This is a genomic window from Neorhizobium huautlense, from assembly GCF_002968575.1.
Lineage (GTDB): Bacteria > Pseudomonadota > Alphaproteobacteria > Rhizobiales > Rhizobiaceae > Neorhizobium > Neorhizobium huautlense.
The window spans coordinates 1-24,839 of sequence record NZ_PVBM01000039.1 but is presented as its reverse complement, the minus strand read 5'-3'; the positions used below and the strand labels follow the sequence as shown (position 1 = coordinate 24,839).

At 59.9% G+C, this 24,839-nt stretch carries 21 protein-coding genes and 1 tRNA gene; 11 read left to right on the top strand and 11 right to left on the bottom strand.

What is annotated here, in order from left to right:
* Positions 1-200 precede the first annotated feature (200 nt).
* Together C5L12_RS25675 and C5L12_RS25670 are read left to right on the top strand one after the other, a co-directional pair.
* Positions 201-1,379 carry a citrate synthase gene (locus tag C5L12_RS25675; protein ID WP_245423029.1) on the top strand — a complete coding sequence of 393 codons (1,179 nt, stop codon included), beginning with the start codon at positions 201-203 and terminating at the stop codon, positions 1,377-1,379.
* Between the two features lie 21 nt (positions 1,380-1,400).
* Positions 1,401-1,919 carry a VOC family protein gene (locus C5L12_RS25670; protein WP_245423028.1) on the top strand — a complete coding sequence of 173 codons (519 nt, stop codon included), beginning with the start codon at positions 1,401-1,403 and terminating at the stop codon, positions 1,917-1,919.
* A gap of 12 nt (positions 1,920-1,931) precedes the next feature.
* Here the strand turns inward: C5L12_RS25670 and C5L12_RS25665 are convergent, their stop codons facing one another.
* The 9 genes from C5L12_RS25665 to C5L12_RS25625 form a co-directional block, all read right to left on the bottom strand.
* The gene (locus tag C5L12_RS25665; protein ID WP_245423027.1) at positions 1,932-3,368 is read right to left on the bottom strand and encodes a cryptochrome/photolyase family protein; all 1,437 of its coding nucleotides are present in this window, start codon (positions 3,366-3,368) and stop codon (positions 1,932-1,934) included.
* Positions 3,369-3,417: 49 nt separating this feature from the next.
* Complete coding sequence (locus C5L12_RS25660) at positions 3,418-4,632, bottom strand: molybdopterin molybdotransferase MoeA (protein ID WP_105374885.1); 1,215 nt, start codon at positions 4,630-4,632, stop codon at positions 3,418-3,420.
* 2 nt (positions 4,633-4,634) lie between these two features.
* On the bottom strand, positions 4,635-5,114 hold the full coding sequence (gene moaC / locus C5L12_RS25655) for a cyclic pyranopterin monophosphate synthase MoaC (protein WP_105374884.1): 480 nt from the start codon (positions 5,112-5,114) through the stop codon (positions 4,635-4,637).
* Positions 5,114-5,926: an indole-3-glycerol phosphate synthase TrpC gene (trpC, locus tag C5L12_RS25650; RefSeq protein ID WP_105374883.1), complete on the bottom strand. Its 813-nt coding sequence runs from the start codon at positions 5,924-5,926 to the stop codon at positions 5,114-5,116. Before trpC ends, moaC begins: the two co-directional genes overlap by 1 nt.
* Positions 5,927-5,930: 4 nt before the next feature.
* On the bottom strand, positions 5,931-6,947 hold the full coding sequence (gene trpD, locus C5L12_RS25645; RefSeq protein WP_105374882.1) for an anthranilate phosphoribosyltransferase: 1,017 nt from the start codon (positions 6,945-6,947) through the stop codon (positions 5,931-5,933).
* Positions 6,948-6,964: 17 nt separating this feature from the next.
* Positions 6,965-8,848: a SurA N-terminal domain-containing protein gene (locus tag C5L12_RS25640; RefSeq protein WP_105374881.1), complete on the bottom strand. Its 1,884-nt coding sequence runs from the start codon at positions 8,846-8,848 to the stop codon at positions 6,965-6,967.
* 117 nt (positions 8,849-8,965) lie between these two features.
* Complete coding sequence (locus tag C5L12_RS25635; RefSeq protein WP_105374880.1) at positions 8,966-9,883, bottom strand: DUF72 domain-containing protein; 918 nt, start codon at positions 9,881-9,883, stop codon at positions 8,966-8,968.
* Between the two features lie 58 nt (positions 9,884-9,941).
* On the bottom strand, positions 9,942-10,289 hold the full coding sequence (locus C5L12_RS25630) for a DMT family protein (RefSeq protein ID WP_105374879.1): 348 nt from the start codon (positions 10,287-10,289) through the stop codon (positions 9,942-9,944).
* Positions 10,290-10,392: 103 nt separating this feature from the next.
* Positions 10,393-10,947, bottom strand: coding sequence for a Pycsar system effector family protein (locus tag C5L12_RS25625; protein WP_105374878.1), 555 nt, complete (start codon positions 10,945-10,947; stop codon positions 10,393-10,395).
* 113 nt (positions 10,948-11,060) lie between these two features.
* Here C5L12_RS25625 and C5L12_RS25620 point away from each other — a divergent pair, with 113 nt between their 5' ends.
* Entirely contained in the window at positions 11,061-14,714 is a 3,654-nt protein-coding gene (locus C5L12_RS25620) for a FecR domain-containing protein (RefSeq protein WP_105374877.1), read from the top strand.
* Positions 14,714-16,678 carry a CHASE2 domain-containing protein gene (locus tag C5L12_RS25615; protein ID WP_105374876.1) on the top strand — a complete coding sequence of 655 codons (1,965 nt, stop codon included), beginning with the start codon at positions 14,714-14,716 and terminating at the stop codon, positions 16,676-16,678. The genes C5L12_RS25620 and C5L12_RS25615 overlap by 1 nt, the downstream gene beginning before the upstream one ends.
* A gap of 12 nt (positions 16,679-16,690) precedes the next feature.
* On the opposite strand, the gene C5L12_RS28485 is transcribed toward C5L12_RS25615, so the two are convergent.
* On the bottom strand, positions 16,691-16,852 hold the full coding sequence (locus C5L12_RS28485) for a hypothetical protein (protein ID WP_165924278.1): 162 nt from the start codon (positions 16,850-16,852) through the stop codon (positions 16,691-16,693).
* A 99-nt stretch (positions 16,853-16,951) separates the two neighbouring features.
* Positions 16,952-17,041: transfer RNA gene (locus C5L12_RS25610), tRNA-Ser, on the bottom strand.
* 314 nt (positions 17,042-17,355) lie between these two features.
* Between C5L12_RS25610 and C5L12_RS25605 the strand changes: the two genes are divergently transcribed.
* The 7 genes from C5L12_RS25605 (at position 17,356) to C5L12_RS25575 (ending at position 24,653) form a co-directional block, all read left to right on the top strand.
* Entirely contained in the window at positions 17,356-18,363 is a 1,008-nt protein-coding gene (locus C5L12_RS25605; RefSeq protein WP_162712566.1) for a septal ring lytic transglycosylase RlpA family protein, read from the top strand.
* A gap of 49 nt (positions 18,364-18,412) precedes the next feature.
* Positions 18,413-19,594: a D-alanyl-D-alanine carboxypeptidase family protein gene (locus tag C5L12_RS25600; protein ID WP_245423026.1), complete on the top strand. Its 1,182-nt coding sequence runs from the start codon at positions 18,413-18,415 to the stop codon at positions 19,592-19,594.
* 53 nt (positions 19,595-19,647) lie between these two features.
* On the top strand, positions 19,648-20,346 hold the full coding sequence (tmk, locus tag C5L12_RS25595) for a dTMP kinase (protein WP_425350829.1): 699 nt from the start codon (positions 19,648-19,650) through the stop codon (positions 20,344-20,346).
* Positions 20,343-21,371 carry a DNA polymerase III subunit delta' gene (locus C5L12_RS25590; RefSeq protein ID WP_105374873.1) on the top strand — a complete coding sequence of 343 codons (1,029 nt, stop codon included), beginning with the start codon at positions 20,343-20,345 and terminating at the stop codon, positions 21,369-21,371. Before tmk ends, C5L12_RS25590 begins: the two co-directional genes overlap by 4 nt.
* A 91-nt stretch (positions 21,372-21,462) precedes the next feature.
* A complete protein-coding gene (metG, locus tag C5L12_RS25585) occupies positions 21,463-23,031 on the top strand; it encodes a methionine--tRNA ligase (protein WP_280952553.1) in 1,569 nt (522 codons plus the stop codon).
* A 15-nt stretch (positions 23,032-23,046) separates the two neighbouring features.
* Positions 23,047-23,829 carry a TatD family hydrolase gene (locus tag C5L12_RS25580; protein WP_105374871.1) on the top strand — a complete coding sequence of 261 codons (783 nt, stop codon included), beginning with the start codon at positions 23,047-23,049 and terminating at the stop codon, positions 23,827-23,829.
* Positions 23,830-23,831: 2 nt separating this feature from the next.
* Complete coding sequence (locus C5L12_RS25575) at positions 23,832-24,653, top strand: MBL fold metallo-hydrolase (RefSeq protein WP_105374870.1); 822 nt, start codon at positions 23,832-23,834, stop codon at positions 24,651-24,653.
* The last annotated feature ends 186 nt before the right edge of the window (positions 24,654-24,839 follow it).

The window sequence follows — 24,839 nt, the reverse complement described above, 5'->3', positions numbered from 1 at the left end:
ATCATAAGGTGCAGTCACGCTTTGCTCTCCTTCACTGAGTTCGCGAAAACCCAGGAAAGGTAAGCCAAACGGCGCAAAGCGTGACTGTCCTAAGATCATCTGCATCTCAGAGATCCGTTCTCTCCATGGACGTGGCCTCTTTCATGCCACCTCCTTTACGAGGGAGATGATCGGACCTAGTCTTATTGACGTCAATCTTGATGCAATCGATCAATATGAACACGCTCTGGATCACCGCCGAAGAGGCGCTTGCCCTTCTCGGAACCAAACCGCAGACGCTTTATGCCAATGTTAGCCGCGGACGCATTCGCGCGAAAGCCGATTCGTCAGATCCCCGCCGCAGCCTCTACCAGCTCTCGGACGTGAAACGGCTGGCGGAACGCAACGCCGGTCGACGGCAGTCGGCGGTGGTGGCGGCAGAAACCATCCGGTGGGGCGATCCGATCCTGCCCACGACGATCTCGACCATTGCCGATGGAAAGCTTTTCTATCGCGGCGTGGACGCTGTCGAACTTTCCCGGCATGCAACGCTGGAGGAGGCAGCGGCGCTTCTGTGGAATACCGCCAGCGTGCGGATCTCTGCAGGTGGAGAAAATGAACCGGAAGCGTCTCGGATGGGATCGGCTTTCATGAGGCTCGCCGCCCGGTCTGCCACGGATCTTCCCGCATTGGGAAGAAATGCCTCGGTTCTTCGGGTTGAGGCCGCGGATGTGCTGTCGGCCTTGGCCGAAGCGCTTGCCCCGTGGCCGGAACAGCTGCCGCTGCACGATCGGTTGGCATTGGGTTGGCAGCGGCCCCAGGCAGCAGAGCTTATTCGGAAGGCGCTTGTTCTCGCCGCAGAACACGAACTCAACGTATCCGCCTTTGCAGCGCGGGTGACGGCCTCCTCGGGAGCTGCTCTTTCCGCCGCCGTATTGGCCGGGTTGACCGCTCTATCCGGCCCTCGCCACGGTGGCGCCTGGGTGAGCATATCACTGCTGGCAGAACAGGCCGCATCGGTTGGAGCGCGGGAAGCGATCCGCAGCGCATTGTCCTCGGAGGGCCTCGTACGGGCATTCGGACACAGGCTTTATCCGCAAGGCGATCCGCGCGCCAAAGCGCTGATGGCAGACCTCGATGCGCCGGAACTTTATGCCAACCTTGCCGAGGCTGGCGAAGAGATGCTCGGCGAGCCGGTGAATATCGACTTCGCGCTTGCGGCTCTCGCTGCAAAGTTCCGGCTTCCGGAGGACGCGCCGCTGGTGATTTTTGCGCTCGCCCATGCGGTCGGCTGGCTTGCCCATGCCTTGGAACAGGTCGAAAGCGGGCATCTGATCAGGCCTCGTGCCCGCTATACCGGACCCGCTATCGGCTCCCGCTCATATGGCCTGGGGGAATGAGCAGTTATAGCGGCGAGTGACGTGGCTCTGTCACGCATTTCCCGGTATCCTGACGCCGGAATCGAGGCGATCGGAATGATGACCGGCAATGAAATCAACTTGAGTTTGAGCCTTTTCGTGGAGCAAGGGCAGGAACGCTCGACCGCCGAGTTCTACAAGGCTGTTTTCGGTGCGGAAGAAGTCAATTGCTACGAGATGCTGAGGCTGCTGATGATCGAGCTGCAGCTCGGCCCGTTCAACATCGTCATCTGCGGCTCGGATCCAAAGCATGAAGCCGCCCCATCCTACAGCGGGCCATTCTATCCAAAGACGCCGGGGGCCGTCAGCACCATCTTCCAGCTTACCGTGCCTGACGTCGGCGAAATCGTGAATGCAGCCATCGAAGCCGGGGGGATGATCCGAGATCCAGTGCAAACGGATCTCCGCGACCGGGAAGTGGCGTCCATCTTTGATCCAGGCGGCCATATCTGGGTATTGATCGGGCAACCTCATGAGGCCGAGGCTAATGTTTCCGACCAGGCAGGCACGCCAGAGGGGTGAGGCATTGATTATTCAGGATCGCATTGCCCGATAGGCAGCAAGAGCTCTGTCACGGGCGAAGTCGTGACTGACAATGGGTTTCGGATAGTCCTTGCCCAGTTCGATACCCGCCTGATCCAAAACCTGCTTTGGTGCTTCAAACGGGCGGTGAATAAATTTGCGGTCGAGCTTCGCGAGCTCCGGCACATGCATCTTCACATAGTCGCCTTCGGGATCGAACTTCTCCCCCTGGAGGACTGGATTGAAAATCCGAAAAAACGGGGAGGCGTCCGCGCCTGATCCGGCAACCCATTGCCAGTTCGCAGGATTATTGGCCGGGTCGGCATCGACAAGCGTGTCCCGGAACCATCGTTCGCCCTTGCGCCAATCGATCATCAGGTCTTTGACCAGAAACGACGCGACAATCATCCGCACCCTGTTGTGCATGAAGCCGTAACGCCACAGCTGACGCATTCCGGCGTCGACGATCGGATAACCCGTCTGCCCGCGGGTCCAGGCCCGATACGCTTGCGCATCATCCTCCCACGGGAACGCGTCGAACCTGCTGTTCCAGTTGCGGTCATGAAGATGCGGAAACTCGACGAGCAGGCCGTAGCAGAAATCACGCCAAGCCAATTCGCGACGAAAGTGAGCAACGTCCGAAGATGCCGTGTGAGGCAGGCTCCGCGTGGCGTGCCAGATGCGGGCGGGCGAGATTTCACCGAACGCCAGATGGGGCGAAAGATGCGACGTGTTCTCTTCAGCGGCGAGGTCGCGACCGTCTCGATAGTTCTGCAGCTTTCGGTCGATTATGTCGGCAAGCCGCTGCTGCGCGCCCTGCTCCCCGGGGGTCCAAGCCGCAGGGAAATGCGACGCCCAGTTGGGCTTTTGCGGTAAAAGGTTCCAATCTTCCAGATCTTCAGAAGGGAGGGGGCCGGGATATGCGGAAATTCTCGATGGCGCGTCGATAGGCTCGTGCGGTTCGTCTCGCTTCTGAAGCGCGTTCCAAAAAGGTGTAAAGACGCGAAAGGCCGCACCGGCGCTCGTCCGGATCTCCAGAGGGTCGGACAAAAGCTGCCCGTGGAACGTGTGAACGGCAATTCGACGCTTTTTCAACGTCGGGACGATTTCGCAGTCCTGCGACGATCGCTCATACGCCCGATTGAAGAAGATCGACCGTGCGCCGATCCGGTCAGCCAGATCGGCGAGCACACGATCGGCCGTTCCGGACAGAAGAAGCAGATCTGTCCCGAGCGATCTCAGCGATTTTTGGAGGGTTTCCAGGGAATGATGCAGCCACCAGCTCTGCGCTGACCCAAGCGGGCCGATATTGTGGGCGGCGGGCTCACGAATATAGACCGAAACAATCGGTCCGCCGGCCTCGATGGCGGCATGAAGGGCGTGATTGTCATCAAGACGGAGATCCTTCCGGAACCAGAGGACGCTCGGGCGGGGCTCATCTGCGGGCACTGGTCGGAACTCCCTGTTCTTCCGGCGGGCGGGAATGCGCTTGGCCGGCTCAGGGCCTGATGAGAAGGATCGGGCAGGGCGCGCCCGCAGGCAGCTCGGGCGCATTCGGCGGACGGATGATCAGCCCGTCGGAATGGGCAAAAATCTTCATCATCGAGGAATCCTGCTTGTCAAAGGCCTCGGCGATCACGTTACCGTCCCGGTCCCTGGAAAGCTTTGCGCGGAGATAATCCTGCCGCTGGTCGTTGGACGGCAGCCTTCCGGCCGTAGTTCCCTCTATCTGCCGCCGTCTTTCCGGAAGGCGGGCCAGTTTTCGCACCAGCGGCTCCAGAAAGAGCATGCCGGTTACAAGGCTGGCGACCGGGTTGCCCGGCAGACCGAGTACCTGCATGTCCTCAAGCCGGCCGACCATCAGCGGCTTGCCGGGCCGCATGGCGATACGCCAGAAGTCGAGTTCCATACCTGCGTTTTTCAAGGTTGCCTGGACGAGATCGTGATCACCGACCGATGCACCGCCGAGCGTTACGAGCACGTCGGCGCGGGCGGCCCTCGCTCTTGCGATAGCGGCGGCTATATCCTCCTCGCGATCGTTGACGAGGCCGAGGTCGAGAACTTCTCCGCCATTGTCCTTCACCAGTGCGTCAATGCCGAACGTATTGGAGGCGATGATCTGCGCCGCGCCGGGCATATTGCCGGGCTGAACGAGCTCATCGCCGGTTGCAAGTATGGCAATGCGGGGCCGGCGGTGGACCGATAGCTCCGCGTAATTCATCGCCGCCGCGACGGTGACATGGGAAAAGTCCAGCAGCGTGCCTGCCGCCAGTACGGTTTCGCCCTCGCGAAAATCCTGACCCCGAGGACGAACGTGACGACCCTTCGTCACTTCGAATTTGGTGCGGATACGGTCGCCTTCGAGTTTTTCGGCATCTTCCTGGATCAATACGGCATCTGCCCCTTCCGGGACCGGTGCGCCGGTGAATATCCGCACGGCCTGGCCTGCCGCGACAGCGCCCGAAAAGGCGTGGCCCGCCGCAGCACTGCCGATCACCGTCAGTTCCGTGCCTATCCGGGGAGCGTCCGCGGCGCGCAGAGCATAACCATCCATTGCCGAAGCATCGAACGGCGGCTGTGTGAGGCGCGCCGCCAGATCGGCGGCAAGCACGCGCCCGTCGGCATCCGCAAGTGGCACGACCTCTATCGTCTCAACCGGGATCGCCTTGGCCAAAAGCCGGCTCTTCGCTTCCGAGACGGGCAAAAGCGCCATTCTCAATCTCCCGCGCGGTAGGTTCCGGATTTGCCGCCGGTCTTTTCGAGTAAGCGGATGCCGCCGATCTCCATACCTTTATCAACGGCCTTGGCCATGTCGTAGACCGTCAGGCACGCGACGGAGACCGCTGTCAGCGCCTCCATTTCGACGCCGGTCTTGCCGCTGAGTTTCGCGGTCGCGCTGACGCGAAGTCCAGGCAGCGTGTCGTCTTCGATGATCTCTACGGAAACCTTCGTCAGCATCAGAGGATGGCAGAGCGGAATGAGGTCGGACGTTTTCTTTGCCGCCATAATACCCGCAAGCCGCGCCGTGCCGATCACGTCGCCCTTCTTGGCGTTGCCGTCGCGGATGAGCGCCAGTGTTGCCGGCAGCATCCTGACATAACCTTCCGCGGTCGCCTGGCGCACGGTGTCCGCCTTGTCGCCGACATCCACCATATGCGCCTCGCCCGAAGCGCCTATATGGGTGAGGTTTCCCATTATTCGGCCGCCAGCGCGGTCTGGCCGGTAAGCAGCAGCCGGGTCGCCGCGGCAACGTCGTCCTTCCGCATCAGACTTTCCCCGACCAGGAATGTGTTGATACCGACCTTCTTCAGGCGCTGGCAATCGTCATGGGTAAAGATGCCGCTTTCGCCTATCAGCAGGCGGTCGGCCGGAACCATGGGGGCAAGCGTCTCGCTCGTTTCCAGGCTCAGCTCGAAAGTCCGCAGATTGCGATTGTTGATGCCGACGAGCGGCGAGGGGAGCTTCAGCGCGCGTTCCATCTCCACCTCGTCATGCACCTCGATCAGTGAATCCATCCCGAGTTCTGCGGCTACGTCGTAGAGTTCGCGCGCCTCGTCGTCGGATAGCGACGCCATGATCAGCAGAATACAATCGGCGCCCCAGGCGCGCGCCTCGTAAACCTGATAGGGCTCGAACATGAAATCCTTGCGCAGAGCCGGCAAGGCGCAAGCATTGCGCGCGGCGGTCAGAAACTCCGGTGCACCCTGGAAGCTCGGTTTGTCGGTGAGCACCGAAAGACAGGCGGCTCCGCCCGCCTCGTAGGCCTTGGCAAGCGATGGTGGATCGAAATCGGGACGGATCAGCCCCTTAGACGGGCTGGCTTTCTTGATTTCGGCAATCAGACCGAAAGCGCCGCTATCCTGTTTCGCCTTCAAGGCCCGGTAAAAACCGCGCGGGGACGGCTGGTCGGCGGCACGGGCCTTCAAATCGGCGAGCGGCACGCTGGCTTTTGCCGCTGCAATCTCCTCGCGCTTGTAGGCTTCGATCTTCCTCAGGATATCCGCCACTGCCTTAATCCTCGTCGTTCGACACCGCGACCAGACGCTCGAGAGCGGCCGCAGCTTCACCGCTTTCCAGCGAACAGGTAGCAAGCCTCATGCCGTCGGCGATCGTTTCGGCCTTGCCGGCGACGACAAGCGAGGCTGCCGCGTTGCAGAGCGATATATCGCGATAGGCATTTTTGGCACCGCCGAGGACCGAACGCAAGGCGGCGGCATTCGCCACGCCATCTCCGCCCTTCAATTCAGCGAGCGTCGCAGGACTAACTCCGAAATCCATCGGCGTCAGTTCGAAGGAGCGGATCTTCCCATCTTCAAGCGCAGTGACCTGAGTGATGCCTGTGGTGGTGATCTCGTCCATACCGTCGCCATGCACGACCCAGACGGTTTCGGAGCCAAGATCCCGCAGCACCTCGGCAATCGGTTCCAACCATTTCGGCGCAAAGACGCCTAAAAGCTGACGCCTTGCGCCGGCAGGGTTGGAGAGCGGTCCCAGCAGATTGAAGATCGTCCGCGTGCCGAGTTCCACCCGGCTCGGCCCCACATGGCGCATGGCCGCGTGATGCATGGAGGCAAACATAAAGCCGATGCCGGCCTGACTGATGCAGCGGGCAATCTGATCCGGGCCGATTTCGAGATTGACGCCGAGCGCCGACAGCGTATCGGCCGCGCCGGATTTCGAGCTCAAGGCTCTGTTGCCGTGCTTGGCGACGGGCACGCCGCAGCCTGCGACGATTAGCGAGGCAAGGGTCGAAATGTTGTAGGTGCCGGTACCATCGCCACCCGTGCCGACGATGTCGATTGCGTTGTCGGGCGCTACGACGGGCAGCATCTTTGCCCGCATGGTGGAGACCGCTCCGGTGATCTCGGCGACGGTCTCTCCGCGAACGCGAAGAGCCATCAGGAAGCCCCCGATCTGCGAGGGCGTCGCTTCGCCCGACATCAGGATATCGAAGGCTTCGCGCGCTTCTTCGCGCGTTAGACTTTCGCCATTGGCGACCTTGGCGATGAGGGGCTTCAGCTCAGGCATACTCGGATCATCCTTTGTTACTGGAGCATGACCTGATCGACCACGGTCTGATTGACCGAGACGCCATAGGTATTCTTGAGGCTGTTGACCATCTGGTCAAGCATATCGTCGCCCGCCGACTCGGCCATCCGCTGCAATTGTTCATCGCCGGAGAGGGCATCGGTCGTTGCCTGGTCGATTGCAGTGACCTTCAGCAGCAGGCGGCTTTCGCCATCGGCTCCGAGCGCGGTCGCAGTCGTGTCGACAGGGCCCGAGAAAGCCGCGGCAATCGCCTCGCCGCCGAAGATTGCATCCTCGGCGCCACGGCGCAGGCCTTGCTTGGTTTCGACCGCCAGGCCGAGCTCTTCGGCTATCGCGGCAAGGGTCTCGCCCTTGTCGAGACGTCCTTTCAGTTCGTTTGCCTTCGCGGTAAGCGCCTGGCGCTGCTGCTCGGCCGTCCAGTCGGCAACCGCTTTGTCACGCACGTCGGCGAGCGGACGTTCGCGTTCGGGGGTGATATTGCGCACCTCGAACCAGACATAGCCGTCATTGCCGAGGCTGACCGGAATCGTATCAGCGCCTGGCTCTGTGCGGAAGACTTCGCCCAGCAACTGCGTGGAAGCCGGAAGATCGGCGATACGCTGCTCCTGCTCGTTGCGCCCGGACGCGTCGGCAGTGACCGTCACGACCTTCAGATTGAGCGCCTTTGCGGTTTCCTCAAGCGACGTGCCGCCGCTGCGCATGTCTTCGAAGCGGTCGTGGACGCTCAATACCTCCTGCGACGCCGTGCTCACCGACAGCTGCTTCCGAATCTCTTCCTTGACCTCGTCGAAGGAGCGCGTCGTTTCCGGGCGGATATTGGTGACACGCAGGATCACCGGTCCGAACGTTCCCTGGACAACCGGCGTGGTGTCCCCAGCCGAAGCGACCTTGAAGACGGGATCCGCAAATGCGGCGTCGGGGAGATTGTCCCTGGTAAAATCACCCAGCAGAACGTCGGCGCTGTTCTTACCCTGATCGGCGATCAGCTGATCAAACGTCGCAGTACCATCCTTGAGCTGCGTTGCCGCGGCCTCCGCCATTTCCTTGTTGGGGAAGGGGAGCTGCTCGATCGTGCGCGTTTCAGGCGTCTTATAGCTGTCCTTGCCTTTTTCGTATTGGGCGCGAACCGCGTCGTCCGTCACCGAGGACGTATCGGCGATGTCAGCGGGCTGCAGCTTTACGTAAGCGAAGCTCCGATATTCCGGGGCGCGATACCGCGTCTTCACGCCTTCGAACCATGCTGCGAGCACGTCCTCGGCCGGCGCCTTGACCGGATCGATATTGGCGTTGGAGAGCAGGAGATAATCCACCGAACGGGTTTCATCGCGGTAATGCTTGAGCGCTTCCACGAGAACCTGCGGCGGCTTGAACCCGTCCGAGACCGCCTCGACCACCTGGCTGCGCACGGCGACCTTGCTGCGCTCCTTGATATAGTCGTCCTCTCGCAGCCCCGCATTGCGCAGGCGCGAGGTGAAGAGGTTGCGGTCGAACTGGCCGTTGACGCCCTTAAAGGCCGGATCCTCGGAGATCAAAGTGGCGAGACGATTTTCGGACAGGCCGAGATTCATATCGTCCGAGAGCTGGTCGAGGGCAGCACCGGCGGCAAGCTGGGCAAAGACATCGTTTTCGACGCCGAAGGCCCGGGCCTGTTCGGCGGTAAGCTGCATGCCGAACTGACGGCTCAGATTGGCTATCTGGCGTTGATAGGCGAGCCGGAATTCCTCCGTCGAGATCTGCTGATCACCGACCGTCATCACGGTATTGCTGCTGGTCGTCAAAAGGGAACTGGAAACACCCCATATGCCGAAGGAAACGACCAGAAGCAGGAGGAGAGCCTTGGCAACCCACGAGCGGGCGGCGTTTCTGAGGGAATCAAGCATCGATCGACATACCTTGTGAACAGTCAGGCCGCCTTGTCAGGCGGTTTGAAGGACTGTCTCTAAATCAAACCGAGACGGAAATGAAGGCATGGAGATGGAAAAGCGAACAGGCTGTGCTCAGGCGCGTTTAAAGCCTTTCGGGCGAGAGGCCACGGACCCCGAATTGAGGCGGACGGCAAGCGATTCGGCATCCCGCGGCGCACGAACCTTCACATCATTATCGAAGTAGACATAGACGTCGCGCCCGTGCGTACGGGACGGCGAGGGCGGCAAGACACGTTGAGCCTCTTTCGGATCGCGGCCCTTTACCCATTCAGCGACCAGATGCGCCCAGCGATCGAGCGCCTCGTCATCATAACCACTGACATACAACTGTTCGGAACCGTGGAGCCGGCAATAGACGAAATCAGCCGTCAGATCCATCAGGAGCGGCCAATCCACCGTATCCGCCACAACCAGGCCGATCCGATAGCGGCGCAGGAGATCGATAAAATCGGGCGAGCGAAAGCTGTCGTGGCGGATTTCCACAGCGTGACGCATCGGCCGGCTCTCATCCGTCTCGACATAGGCTCGGTCGTCGAGACGAGCATCATGCCGCCCCGCCAGATCACTGGCTTCATCGGTATCTTTGGGCAGCAGTTTGAAGAAAGCTTCGAAACGGTCGGGGTCGAATTTCAACCGGGGCGGAAACTGCCATAGGATCGGCCCCAGTTTCTTTCCGAGCCGAAGGACGCCGGAGGCCAGGAAATTGGCCAACGGAGTCTCGATGTCCTTGAGGCGCCGCATATGCGTAATGTAACGCGAACCCTTGACGGCGAAGACGAAATCCTCAGGCGTGGCGTCATACCACGTGGCAAAGCTGCTGGGACGCTGCAGACCATAAAACGTGCCGTTGATTTCGATCGAACGAAAATGCTCCGCCGCATAACTCAGCTCTTGTTTCTGCGGCAGCCCCTGCGGATAGAAGACGCCGCGCCAGGGTTTGTAGGTCCAGCCCGAGATGCCGATCCGGATATCGCCTGAATGCTTTCTCATCGCACCACCTGAGGTCACGGTGGCCCAACGCCCCATCGGTGCGAGAGTTCCGGAGCGGCTATTTCGTAAAGATGAAGAAGGCGCCGAGAGCGATGAAGCAGAAGCCGAGGATCTGCTTCCAGTGGATCGGCTCGCCCAGATAGAGAACTGAAAAAATAACGAAGACGGAAAGCGTGATGATTTCCTGGATCGTCTTCAGCTGCGCCGCATTGAAATAGCCGTAGCCGATCCTGTTTGCCGGAACCTGGGCGCAATATTCGAAGAATGCGATCCCCCAACTCACAAGGATCACCAGATAAAGCGGCCTGTCCTCGAATTTAAGGTGACCGTACCAGGCAAACGTCATGAACACGTTGGAAAGGATCAAAAGACCGATAGTTGCAAAGGGAACGGCGGCTGATGACATTGTGCGAATCCGTTATACGTTTGGTTTGCTCACGCCAACCATGTCCGACTCGGAAAGACAAGCAGGTTCAACGCGAGCCTGCTTCGCAGCCGGTCTGCGAAGGTCAACTTGCGTTCTGGCTGACCAACAACAGCAATACATAGGCAAGCACCGTGAACATCAGGCCCCGGAAGGCATAAGATACGAACTTGTATTTCTGCCTGGCGATCAGCGAGAGCACGTCGGCATTGTCCAGATATTCGTTGAAGAGATAGCTGACATCGCTGCGCTGTGCCGCCTGCTCGAACAGCGGCCGATGATTTGGCCACGTACCCCAGAAAAGCGAGGTGGACTTCTCGATCCGCCGTGGCAAAACGACAAGAATAGCAGAAAGAATCGAGAAGACGGACGCGAGAGCGAGCGCGGCAGAGAGAACAATTTCCGCCCATTCTCCTTGAATATAGCGCGTCAGATTAAATACGCTTCGCCCTTCGGCAGATGAAACCAAGAAAGCCAGCATGAAGGTGAATATGTAGGCAGCCTTCTGATCGGATATCTTGATCTGGTCGTAATAGACGTCATTTATCTTGCGGACGTGATTGAAATATTCCTCGGTGACCTCGCCGGTCGCCATAGGCATCTCAAGCATCTCTGTCGGTGCGCTGTCGAAGTCACTCAAGTCGATCGTCCCCGCCTAAAACTGTTTCCCTGTTAATACACTTTGCGGGGAAAGCAATCCGGCGGCGGCGCCTCTACCTTGACTCCCGACATATTTATCAGCACTGGTGAGGCATGTTGGGGGATTTTAAACGACTTTATATTGCAGCCGTTGTGCTGCCTATACTTGCGGCTGCAATACCGGCTCCCGCATGGGCGGAACCCGTTGCGCGCTCGGCTCCGGCAGCCGGAGCAGTCATAGCCCGCAAAGCGGGCGAGGAAGTCCGTTTCATCGACCTGTCAAACTGGCAGGTCGTCGACCTCAAGCAGGACCTGCTGACGGGCGACGTTCTGCGCACCAACGCGGCGGGTCAGCTGGCGATCGTCTTTTCCGACCGGACGCAAGTGCGGCTTGGCCGCAACTCGTCGCTGGTCGTCAAGCAGATGACTGCCGGAACAAGCGCCGACACCATTCTGGAGCTGCAGTCAGGCACCATCTGGGCGCGCGCCGAGCGCGGCGGCCCGGGGGTGCGGGTCGAAACACCCGCGGCAGCGGCAGCGATCCGCGGCACCGACTGGACGATGACCGTCAATGGCAACCAGACCTCGCTTCAGGTTCTCGAAGGCCAGGTGGAGCTCAGCAACCCGCAAGGCAGCGTCGACGTGCGGCAGGGCGAGGGGGCCGTCGCCTCGATCGGGCAGGCGCCCAGAAAGGTCGCGATCGTCGAATCCGATGACCGCGAGCAGATGCTCTTCTACCTGCCGCCGCGTGAAGCGTTCGAGCGCATGCCGCCGTCCGCGCAGCCGGTCGCAGAGATGCGCCGGCAGGCGGACCGTATCCAGGCCACAGCGCCGGAAAGGCGCAGCATCGACGACTGGGTGACGCTTGCCGAAGCGCAGCTTGCGCTGGAAGGCCGGCAACGGACCAAGCAAACCCTGGCGATATTGGAAGGAAAACCGCTCTCCTCCTCCCAGCAAGCGCGCGTGAACCTGATCAAGGCGGTGATTGCTGCCTCCGAGACGCGGTATGCAGAGGCGGCCAAATTGTTCGCCCAAGCGGAGCGCGGGCTGGACAAGAAACGGCGCAGCATTGCGCTCTACGGCGGATATTACGCCCGATCGCTCGCCGACCCCAGCCGGGTCGAGAGTCTGCCGAAACATGTTGGCGGGCCGGATGGAGCATTCCTGCATGCCTATGCGATCGGGTTCCTGCAGGATTTCAAGGCGGCCATAAAGGTTCTGGCAGATGCGGAAAAACAGTATCCGGACGATCCCGAGCTTCCGGCCTATCGCGCCTGGCTCGCATTGCTTCTGAACGACCGCGAGCAAGCCTTGGAGGCAATGAACAAGGCGCTGTCGATCGACCCGCGTGAACCGACCGCACTCGAAATCCGCGCCCATTACAAGTCGGGGGTTCAGGGCGACATAAAGGGTGCGCTGGCGGACATTGAAACAGCGCTCGAAGTCACACCCGGCAGCAGCACTGCGTTGAATGTGCGCGGTACGCTTCATTCCGAACTCGGTGCGGACCGGGAGGCGGAAGCCGACTACAGGAAATCCATCGAGCTCGACCCGGAAGATCCGGTCGCGCGGACCAATCTTGCCGTGTTCTACCTGGAACACGGCCGGGTTGAAGACGCAAAACGTGAGCTTGATTTGGCCCTCAAGCTCGATCCGACGCTTGGTCCGGCGCTGGTGGTGCGCGGAATGTACTACCTGCAGACGGGCCAGCTTGACCTGGCAATTGATGACCTTTTGGCAGGAACGGTTTCGAACCCGAGCCATTCTCAGGGTCAGCTCCTGCTGGCGGCGGCTTATTACGAAAAGGGGGATCGTATTCCCGCCGCGCAAGCGCTCGACAATGCCGATCGTCTCGATAACAACGACCCGGTAATATCCGCGGCACGCGCGGCGATTGCAATCGACAACTACGATTCCGAAGGCGCGATCCGACATGCGCAGGAATATGTAAGACGCTCACAGGCGCGGGGTGGCCACTACAGCTCGCTCGGCGCCAATCAGCAGGCAGGCTCCACCCTGAACGACGCTTTCCGTTTCCAGGGCATGAATGCCTGGGCAGAATATTACAGCGACGCCGTATTCGATCCCTTCGCCGGGACTGCTTATATCGACCAGAGCATCCGCGGCAGCGCCGACATTCTCGCCAACGACTATTCTCCCGGCACGGACATCTTCAACAATACCACGAACGGTCAATCCTTCTCGGCCTTCCTGCAGGGCCTGATGCTGGAGCCGCACGTCATTTCAGGCCGCTCGCGTTCGGCAAATCTTCTCCGTCGCCCCTTCTTCGAGGGCTCTATCGGCGGCGGCATAACCGAGGCAAACGGCGAGCTCGGCTATGTCGCCGAAGGTGATATCCAGGGTTACAGCAACCTGCCGTTCCCAATTAGCTTCTACGGAAACCTGAAATGGGAGACAGTGCCGGACAGCCGGGATATCGGCGCTTTGACGGACTTGAACGTGGACAACAAGATTTTGGGTGGGAACGGATATCTGACGGCCAGTCCGACGCCATATGATCGATTTGTCCTGTATTTTAGTCGGGGGTACACCGATTTCTCCCGGGGGTTTCAATTTGAATCGGCACCGGGTGTTGTTACAGCGGACAGCATTGACATTTCCGCCACCGCCACCAGCGGCGGCATCGGCTGGAGCCATACCTTCGCCCACGAGAATATTCTTAATGCTGGTCTGCTCTTCAATGAGCAGAAAAGTAAAAGCGACCTCCTAAGCGAGACTCTATTGGGCGGGTTGCCGGTCTTGACCACGTTGACAACCAATGAAGCCCGCAAACAATCATATATTGCAGCGATCAATCACAGCATCGGACTGGAAAACTTCGCCCTTCGATACGGAATTGAGGGCGGGTGGGTCGACACCTTTCAGTCGCAGAATTTTTCTCTCGTGGTCCCGCCCTTTCCGGGTACGCCAATTGAGGATATTGAAAGAAGCGGCGTCAGCCGTATTTACGCGGACTTGCTTCATGAAATATCGGCTGATTTCAAGGCCGAATATGCATTGTTCGGCTCGCTTATTGCGGATGACACAACCGAGGTCTTCAGGCTGGACCCACGGGTTGGAATTGCTTGGTCGCCCTTCGAAGGTCAATGGTTGCGCGCCGGCTTTATCCGAGACAGCTTTGATTCGACCATCCCCACGTTGTCGCCTATCGGCGTCGTCGGTTTGCAGCCGAATCAGCTTTCTATCGATCCGAGCGGCTCCGTGGACACCTATGCGTTCAGATGGGATGCGGAGTGGACAGACTATTTCTTTACCGCCGCTGAGTTCCAGCACCAGGATGTGCGCGACGCCAGCATCTCCATCCCCTTACAGGCAACGACGTTCGACACCGGGCGCGGGACGATTGATAGGACGAGCCTCAACGCTAACCTCCTCCTTGGAGGTGGATTCGGTTTGTCTTCAACGATAATATACACCGATACCGACGATAAAAGCACCACGCCAGCCGCAGGAGGGCAGCTGCCTTATGTGCCCGAGTGGGCCGGGCAGGCCGCACTCACCTGGGTCAATGAAGCCAACTTGAGGGCTACGGTAGCCGCAAACTACGTAGGTGAACGCGTCAACGAGACCGGCCTCGAGCTCGATGACTATTGGACAATCGATGCCGGCCTGACCTGGGAGCCGTTTGACAAACGGTTCAAACTGGAGCTCGCTGCCTATAATCTTCTAGACGAAGATATTCAATTGAACGGGAATACGCCCGGCTGGGGGCGGGTCTTCAAGGGTACGCTTACGGTCCGTTTCTGATGGCCAGCCGGCAGATATCTTCGTTGACCACATCACGACTACTTTCGTCTCGCCGCCTGCAGGTCGTCGTTTTGGCAGCCTTCGCCCTCGTGGCGGTGGCGCTGGTCGCAAAGCTTCCCGGCTGGCCGCTGATCGACTACCGCGCCTTCGATTATCTGTCTACGATGGGCGCACCGCCACTGCCGAAGGATGGGCCGATCATCGTTGCCATCGACGAGCCGTCGCTTTCGGAGATCAACGTGCAATGGCCCTGGCCACGCAGCCAGCACGCCAAGTTGATTTCGGCTCTCCGTGCAGCAGGCGCGAAGGTGATCGGCCTGGACATCATTTTTTCCGAACCCTCGACACCGGAAGAGGATGAGACGCTTGCGGCAGCGCTCGGTCCGGATGTGGTCCTTGCCGGCGACGAGACGCTGGTGACGTCGGATCAGGCCGACCAGTTCATTCGCGTCCTGCCGCTGCCGTTGTTTTCCGATAAATTCGCGCTGACCGGCATTGCCTCGGTCGGGCTGCACCGTGACGGCGTCCTGCGCGAAGTGCCCGCTTATGACGACGGGTTTGCGGCGATGGTCGCGACCGCAGCCGGGGTTGATGCGGAGCTGCCGGAAGGGGTCGGTCTGATCCAGACATTCGGAGGCCAAAGAACCTATCCGACCGTCTCCTATTACCAGGCACTCGATCCGGAAAACTTTCTGCCGCCGGGGATTTTCAAGGACCGCATCGTCATCGTGGGTCTCAGCCTGCAGAACGCGCCTTCGATCGAAAACGGCGGGGCAGATGCCTTTGCGACATCCTATACCGTTCACACGGGCCGGTTGACCGCGGGCGCCGAAATCCAGGCGACCGTTTTCGACAACCTCAGGCTCAGGAGCTGGATCGAAGAGGCCGAAGGGCCGGCAAAGCAGAGCATCCTGTTTTTCGCGGTGTTGTCGGCGGTCGTACTGGTGTGGAAGGGGACCGGCTGGCGCACTGTGGCAGTCGGGGCAACCGCAATCGTCGTCCTCTTCGCAGTCAGCTATCTGGCGCTGCGCTTCGGCCGCGTGTTCATCCCACCCTTGGCGCCTTCTCTTGCATTCGTCGGTATCGCTGCAGGGCAGGCGACGCTTGACTACGCCCAGGAGCGGAAGAACCGCCGGCAAATCACGCGCGCCTTTTCGCAATATCTGGCGCCGGCGCTGGTTGACCAGCTTGCCCGCGATCCATCCAGGTTGAAGCTCGGCGGCGAAAAGCGGGAGCTTTCGATCCTTTTCTGCGACGTCCGCGGCTTCACGACGATTTCGGAACAGCTCAAGGACGATCCCGAGCAGCTGACCGCGCTGATCAATCGCCTTCTGACGCCGCTCTCCGATATCGTCCTGTCGCATTCGGGAACGATCGACAAATATATCGGCGATTGCCTCATGGCTTTCTGGAACGCCCCTCTGGACGATCAGGCGCATGCGGCCCATGCGGTCTCTGCCGCGCTCGACATGCTGGAATCAATGGAGGTGCTGAATGAGGATCTCAAGGCGGAGGCCGAGGGCGCCGGCAGAACCCATTATCCGCTCAGGATCGGAATAGGCATCAACACCGGTGAATGTGTGGTGGGAAACATGGGTTCCACCAGCCGTTTCGACTATTCGGCTCTGGGCGACACGGTCAATCTGGCGGCGAGGCTCGAGGGCGCATCGAAAGCCTATGGCGTATCGCTGCTGCTCGGCGAGAGGACGGCGCGCGCGGTGCGCGAAGCCTTTGCCGTGCTGGAACTCGACCGGATCACGGTCAAGGGCAAGACGGAAGAATCGCCCGTCTTCACCGTCACACGCAAATGTTCTGAAGGTGCGCTCGCCGCACATCAGCAATTCCTGGAAGCGCATTATCGGCGAGATGTTGGCAGCCAGCAGCAGTTGGCGCCAGACCTGATGCGCGATATCCCCGAACTCAGAGCCTATTACGAACGGGCGCTTCAGTCAGGCAGCGCCTGACGGAGGCTATGCTCAGTGGACGGTGTCGAGGCGGATTTCGTCTTCGAGCGTGCGGAACGCTTCGTAAAGCGCCTCGACCAGGATATCGGTCAGCTTGTCTGCGTCGTTATCCTGCAGGAACAGCGCGATCGACTGTTCGGAGGGCTGGGTAAAGGAAGTTGTTTCGTTCGACATGTCATTGTCCCCAAATTGCGGCCGGCATCATTCCGGTTAAGGAGACCATAGAAATCGTGGCTTGCGCCGAACTGGACACGGGGCATCGCCATCATGATATGGCGGAAGAGGTGGGATTCGAACCCACGGTACGGTTTCCCGCACGCCGGTTTTCAAGACCGGTTCCTTAAACCACTCGGACACTCTTCCACTGGTGGGGCTTTATAGCCTGCGGGCTTACGGCGTCAACCTTTGGCCGCTGTGAAACCGGTTGGCGAACGACAATGGCTCTTCGTCTATCCGGCTTTTCGCCCCTTCCAGGGCATTACTATTTACCGAGAGTTAACCATACTGCGTAGAACTTTAATTATTCCACAGTTTTCGTTCGCATTTTCGCCACGTTGCCAGCAAAACTAGAACACCATTGGTTCGCGGACATAGGGGTATGTCCCGAACCGGTTCATTGGCCGGCAAGGGCAGGGTGGTGACGAGGACCATCATCTGCCTGAGGCGGTGAAGGCGGCATGGGACGGACGGGTTTGGGTTTGAGTGGCGGCAAGCTTTCGCTCAGTGCGAAATGGCTCGGGATAACGATGGTCTGCCTCGGTATGGCTTCTTGTGCCACAACCGAGGCCCCAAAGAAGAAGCCCCGCAGCAAGGAATATTTTTCGGAAAAGGAATACGGCGTCAAGGCGAGCCCCAGGGTGGTTGCCGACGGCAGACCGGTGCCGAAGGGTGGCGGCCGCTTCATGGTGGGCCAGCCCTATCAGGTAAAGGGGCAGACCTATGTTCCGAAGGAAGATCCGAACTACAGCAAAAGCGGTCTTGCTTCCTGGTACGGCTCGGCCTTTCACGGGCGCCTGACCGCCAATGGCGAAGTCTACGACAGCGCCCATCTTTCTGCAGCCCATCCGACCTTTCCGCTGCCGAGCTATGCCAGGGTCACCAATATCGACACCGGATCTTCGGTGATCGTCCGGGTCAACGACCGCGGACCTTATCATCCGGGCCGCATCATCGACGTTTCGGGCAAGACGGCCGAACTTCTCGACATGAAGCGGACGGGGACCGCCAAGGTCAATGTCCAATATGTCGGCCGGGCCCGTATGGACGGCCAGGACATGCCATTCCTGATGGCCTCGTACGTGCGCAAGGGTGATCGTCTGCCGTCGATCAGGCCGGAAGGGCAGATCGCAACAGGCGTCATGGTTGCATCCAATCAGCCACTCCGCGAGCAGCTTCAAAGCTACGGCTCGGCAATGCCCGCATCCGTCGCACTTGCCGGACGCACGCCGAGCGGGCCGGCTCCCGTATCCGCCGCTCCGCAGGCGTCCCAGGCATTCGATCAGGTGGCCGTATTGCCCCAGATCGGACCTGTTCCTGCCGAACGCCCATCGGGCTACGGAGTGAGCCGCCAAACGGCGACGGTCGCTGCCGCATATGTAACCGAGCCGCAAGCAAAAGCTCCGCAGGTCATGTTCGGCAATGTCGTCCTGGAATCTGCAAGGCCCACTCAAAAGCCCGTGCGTTGAAATCCTAGCCGATTGCCCGTCACGAAGGGCGCTGATAGGCATAGGTGAAATGACCTGCGGGGTAATGATGCGGCGGCTGATCCTTCTAGTCCTTATCCTCCTCGGCGCTGTCTCTTTTGCGAAGACAGCAGGCGCGCAAGAGCCCGCGCCAGCCTTCGTCACCAAAGCAAAGCAGATATATCTGGTGGAGGCGAAAACCGGAACGGTCCTGCTTGCTTCCAATGAGAACCAGGGCTTCCCGCCGGCGTCACTTGCGAAACTGATGACGATGGAGGTCGTCTTCAGCGCCATCAAACGCGGGGAGCTCAGCCTCGACAGCGTCTATCCGGTCAGCGAATACGCCTGGCGCACAGGCGGGGCACCATCCGGGACGACAACCATGTTCGCCGCGTTGAAGTCGCAGGTGCCTGTCAACGCCCTTATCAGAGGCGTCATCGTGCAGAACGCCAACGACGCCTGCATCATCCTTGCCGAAGGCCTTTCCCGTTCCGAGGGCGAGTTCGCCGCCCGGATGACCGCCCGAGCGCGGGACCTCGGCCTCACCCGTTCCGTCTTCGGGAATTCCACCGGACTGCCTGGCGTAGAAAACCGCACCACGGCCCGCGACCTCGTCGAACTCTCGCGGCATATCTACCGCAGTTATCCGGAATTCTACCCGCTCTATTCGCAGCCGGATTTCGAGTGGAACAAGATCTTCCAGCGTAACAAGAATCCCCTGTTGGGATCGAATATGGGCGTCGACGGCCTTGGCGCCGGTTTCGCCGAAGGCTTCGGCTATGCGCTGGTCGCCTCGGTGCAACGGGACGGCACACGGCTTTTCCTGGCCATAGGCGGGCTTGCGAGCGACAAGGAGCGGCTCGAGGAAGCCCGAAGGGTTCTAGAATGGGGGCTTTCCTCCTTTGAGACGAAAGTCCTTTTCAAACAAGGCGAGGTGATCGGCCAGGCGAGCGTCTATGGCGGGACGTCGCGATATATCGATCTCGTCGCCAGGGAGCCCGTTGACATCTATTTGGGGACAAGCAATCCCGAAAGGCTCTCGGGCCGCATCGTCTACAAATGGCCGCTGCGGGCGCCGGTCGCCGAGGGCCAGGAGGTTGGTGTCCTGAGGATTTCCGCGGGCGATCGGGTGGTGCGGGAGGTGCCGCTGGTTACGGCTCAATCTGTCGGGACGGGAACGCTGACGAGCAGAGCAACGGATGCGCTGCTGGAACTGATGTTCTTCTGGCTTTAATTGATACACTTATTTCGCGGCGCACCCAATTGGGCTATAAGTGCCCCGTGAAGATGAGTGCGGAAATACGCGTGGCAGAACATTCCGGATTGTTCGTGACTTTCGAAGGCGGCGAGGGGGCTGGCAAATCCACCCAGATTCGCAGGCTCGCAGATCAGCTGCGCCGACGCGGCCATGACGTGTTGGTAACCCGCGAGCCAGGAGGATCACCGGGCGCCGAAGCCGTGCGGCATGTGCTCCTGTCGGGTGCTGCCGAGGAGTTCGGCGTACGCATGGAGGCAATCCTCTTCGCTGCCGCTCGAAACGATCACGTGGAAGAAGTCATCCGGCCAGCGCTGGAAAGCGGCGCCGTCGTGCTCTGTGATCGCTTCATCGACTCCTCGCGGGTCTACCAAGGTGTGACCGGCAACCTTGAATGGGATTTCATCGAGAGGCTGCAGCGGATTGCGATCGACGGAGTGATGCCAGATTGCACCTTGATTCTCGACCTGCCGGCGGAAATCGGGCTGAAGCGCGCCCGCAAGCGCGGCGCCGGCAATGCTCCCGACCGCTTCGAGCGCGAGGAGATCGAGACCCACGAGAAGCGTCGGGAAGCTTATCTGGAGATCGCAGAGGCAGAGCCGGAGCGCTGCCACATCGTGAATGCCGAGCGCTCTGAAGAAGAGATCGCGGACGAGATTTTCGCGGTGGTGGAACCGTTGGCGCGCGAACTCGGCTTTACCCATTCGAGCAGCGCGGAATCGGTCGGATGAGCGAAGAAGCAGTCGGCATCCTCGACGGCGCACTGCCGCCGGCCCGCAATCCGCATCTTTACGGACATCGCGCGGCCGAGGACTTTCTGGCGCGCAGCTACCAATCCGGCAAAGCTCACCATGCAATCCTGATCGAAGGGCCGGAAGGGATCGGAAAGGCTACCTTGGCTTTCCGGTTCGCCAACCACGTGCTCGCCCATCCGGATCCGGCGACGGCCCCCGGCCATATCGCCGACCCCGATATCGATTCGCCGGTGAGCCGTCAGCTCGCCTCCGGCGCCTCACATAATCTTTTGCATTTGACGCGTCCCGTCGACGAGAAAACCGGCAAGGCAAAGACGGCGATCACGGTCGACGAGGTTCGAAGGGCGGGACACTTTTTTTCGCAGACATCCGGTACCGGGAACTGGCGGATCGTCATCATCGATCCGGCCGACGATCTCAACCGCAATGCGGCAAATGCCATCCTCAAGATCCTTGAGGAGCCGCCCCGGCGGGCTCTGTTCCTGGTGCTTTCCCACGCGCCCGGGAAACTGCTGCCGACAATCCGCTCCCGGTGCCAGCCTTTGAGGCTGTCGCCTTTGGGAGAAAACGACCTCTCACGGGCGCTGGCTGGCCTCGGCATGCCGCTCGATGGAGGCAAGACGGAAGAGACGGTGCTGTCGCTGTCCAAGGGCAGTGTTGCGCAGGCATTGAAGCTGCTGAATTACGGCGGCACGGAAATCATCGCGGCGTTCGACGAAGTAATCGCGGCGGAAGGCGCGACGGCCCGCAAAGCGATGCATCGGCTCGCAGATGTGCTGTCCGGCAAGGAGAGTGAAGTGATCTTCGGCTTTTTCGTGGAACATCTGAGCGACCATCTTATCGCGCGGGCACGCGATGCGGCGCTGGCCGGAGACCTCGCAACCGCTGACCGGCAGGCCAAGCTCGTCAGCAATATCGGCGAAAAGATCGCCATCGCGCAGACCTACAATCTCGACCGGAAGCAGACCATTATTTCGATCCTTGACGCTGCGCGGCAATAACCAGGGCATGAGGGGCGGAGACACTTGCAAGGAACTTTGTGTTTCGCATCCGCGAAACATACGCTAAGAGCGGCATCAACTCTTTTTCAAAGTGTCCGAGTGCTTCATGTCCGACAAGACGCCTTATTACATCACCACCGCGATCTCCTATCCGAACGGCAAGCCGCATATCGGGCATGCCTACGAACTGATCGCGACCGATGCCATGGCGCGTTTCCAGCGTCTCGACGGCAAGGACGTCTTCTTCCTTACCGGTACGGACGAGCACGGCCAGAAAATGCAGCAGACTGCGCGCGCCGAAGGCATCTCGCCGGAGGCGCTGGCGGAGCGCAATTCCAGCGAATTCCGTCAGATGGGGAAGCTGTTGAACGCGTCCAACGACGACTTCATCCGCACCACCGAACCGCGTCACCACGAGGCGTCGAAAGACATCTGGAACCGGATGGCGGAAAACGGCGATATCTACAAGGATACCTATGCCGGCTGGTATTCGGTACGCGACGAAGCCTATTACGCCGAGGGTGAAACCGAGGTGCGCGACGGTGTGCGTTATGGACCTCAGGGGACGCCGGTCGAATGGGTCGAGGAGTCGAGCTATTTCTTCAAGCTGTCGGCCTATGGCGACAAGCTCCTGAAGCATTATGAGGAGAACCCGGATTTCATCGGCCCCAACGAGCGCCGCAACGAGGTGATCTCCTTCGTGAAATCCGGCCTCAAGGACCTGTCGGTTTCCCGCACCACTTTCGATTGGGGTATCAAGGTACCGAATGATCCGGCGCATGTGATGTATGTCTGGGTCGACGCGCTTACCAACTACATCACCGCAACCGGCTATCTGGAGGACAAGAGCGGTCCCCGTGCCAAATATTGGCCGGCAGATGTGCACATCATCGGCAAGGACATCATCCGCTTCCATGCAGTCTACTGGCCGGCCTTCCTCATGTCGGCGCAGCTGCCGCTGCCGAAACGTGTCTTTGCGCATGGGTTCGTTCTGAACAACGGCGAGAAGATGTCTAAGTCGCTCGGCAACGTCGTGGACCCGTTCGAACTCATCGAAAAATTCGGGCTCGACTATCTGCGCTACTATCTCTGCCGCGAAATCTCCTTCGGCCATGACGGCAATTGCAACGAGCAGCTGATAGCCGCTCGGGTCAATGCCGACCTCGCCAATGGCATCGGCAATCTCGCAAGCCGGTCTCTCTCGATGATCGTCAAGAATTGCGACGGCAAGCTGCCGGAGCCGGGCGAATTGACGGATGCCGACAAGGAATTGGTGGCCGCCGCCGACGAGATGCTCGCAACCTGCCGCGCAGAAATGGACAAGCAGGCCATTCACCGCGCCCTGGCGGCGGTCATTGGAGTGGTCTCGGAAACCGACCGCTATTTCGCCGCGCAGGCGCCATGGGTGCTGAGGAAAACAGATCCGGCGCGGATGGCTACCGTGCTTTACGTTACGGCCGAAGTCGTGCGGCAGATCGCAATCCTGTTGCAGCCGTTCATGCCGGAGTCATCGGCGAGGTTGCTTGATCTGCTTGCTGTCGCTTCAGACGGCCGCAGCTTCGCGGCGCTCGGCGAAACCGGTCGCCTGAAGCCGGGAACCCTGCTCGAGGCACCGACACCGGTCTTTCCGCGTTATGTGGCTCCGGAAGCGACTGCCTGAGGTTCAAGGCTTATCATGCTGATCGATACACACTGCCATCTGGATTTTCCCGATTTTGCAGAAGAACGCGATGCGATCATCGCGCGGGCCCATGAATCGGGCGTAAAGCAGATGGTGACGATCTCAACCCGGGTGCGGAAACTCGACGGATTGCTCGCAATAGCCGAGAGATACCCTTCCGTGTTCTGCTCGGTCGGAACCCATCCGAACAATGCCGGAGACGAACTCGACGTCCAGACGGAGGACCTGGTTCGTCTTGCGAATGCCCACCAAAAGATCGTCGCGATCGGCGAGGCCGGCCTCGACTATTTCTACGATACCCAGACACCCGCTGACCAGAAGACCGGCTTGATCCGGCATATTGCTGCGGCACGTCAGACCGGACTGCCGCTGGTCATTCACAGCCGCAGCGCCGATGACGACATGATCGAAATTCTGACGACGGAAAGCGGGAAGGGGGCGTTTCCCTTCATCCTGCACTGCTTCTCGTCAGGTGCCGAACTCGCCCGCACGGGCGTGGAGCTCGGCGGCTATGTCTCGTTTTCCGGCATTCTGACCTTTCCCAAATCGGAGGATCTGAGGGAGATTGCCAAAAGCGTGCCGCTCGACCGGCTGCTGGTCGAAACCGATGCACCTTATCTGGCGCCCAAACGCTGGCGCGGCAAGCGCAACGAACCTTCATACGTGGTCAACACGGCCGAGGTTCTCGCTGAATGCAAGGGCGTCAGTTACGAGGAGATCGCGCGGATCACGACGGAGAACGCATTGCGCATTTTCTCCAGGATGCCGAGGCTCTGACCGTGGCTCGCTATCGCCGGCGCTTCACCATCCTCGGCTGCTCCTCGTCGCCCGGCGTTCCGCGGTTGAATGGAGACTGGGGCGCCTGCGACCCGAGCAATCCGAGAAACAGGCGTACCCGTGCCGCCTTCATGGTCGAACAGATCGCGCCGGATGGCGGCAGCACGGTCGTCGTGGTCGACACCGGGCCTGATTTTCGGGAGCAGATGATCGCCAATCGCGTCCAGCGCGTCGATGCGGTTCTCTATACCCATGCCCATGCCGACCACCTGCACGGTATCGATGACCTGCGCGGGTTTTTCATTCTTCAAAAGCACCGCATTCCGATCTATGCTGACCCGTTCACCATGGAGCGTATCAGGCAGGGGTTCAGGTATTGTCTTGAAACTCCACCAGGTGGCAATTATCCGCCGATCGTCCAACCCGTGCTCATTGAGACAATGGACGAGCCGATCATCATTGACGGTCCCGGCGGGCCGATCCGCTTCCTGCCGCATATGCAGGTCCACGGCGACATCAATTCGCTCGGCTTCAGGATTGGCGGCGTGGCGTATTGCAGCGATGTAAGCGACTTTCCGGCAGAAAGCGTCAGCAAGCTCGGCGGTCTCGATGTCTTGATCATCGACTCGCTGCAGTACCGTTATCATCCAAGCCATCTCTCGATCGATCAGGCGCTTGAATGGATCGCGCGGCTAGCGCCAAAACACGCGATCCTGACCCACATGCACATTCCGCTGGACTACGAAACGGTGATGGGCGAAACGCCGCCGCATGTGGAGCCAGCCTATGACGGCCTGGCTTTCGAGGTCGAAATCGATCTCTGATCGCAACCCACTTCTTTGATACCTTTTAGTTCCATAATCTATCTTATGTGATCTTTGTATGTAGAGGCTATTTAGTAATGCGACAGTTGGGCCAGTTAGAGATGCGACAGTCTCGCCTCTCGACGCACTGGTCAAAGCCAACGTTGGGAGCAAGGATGACGATCTTCAGCCTGGTCGAGACCATGA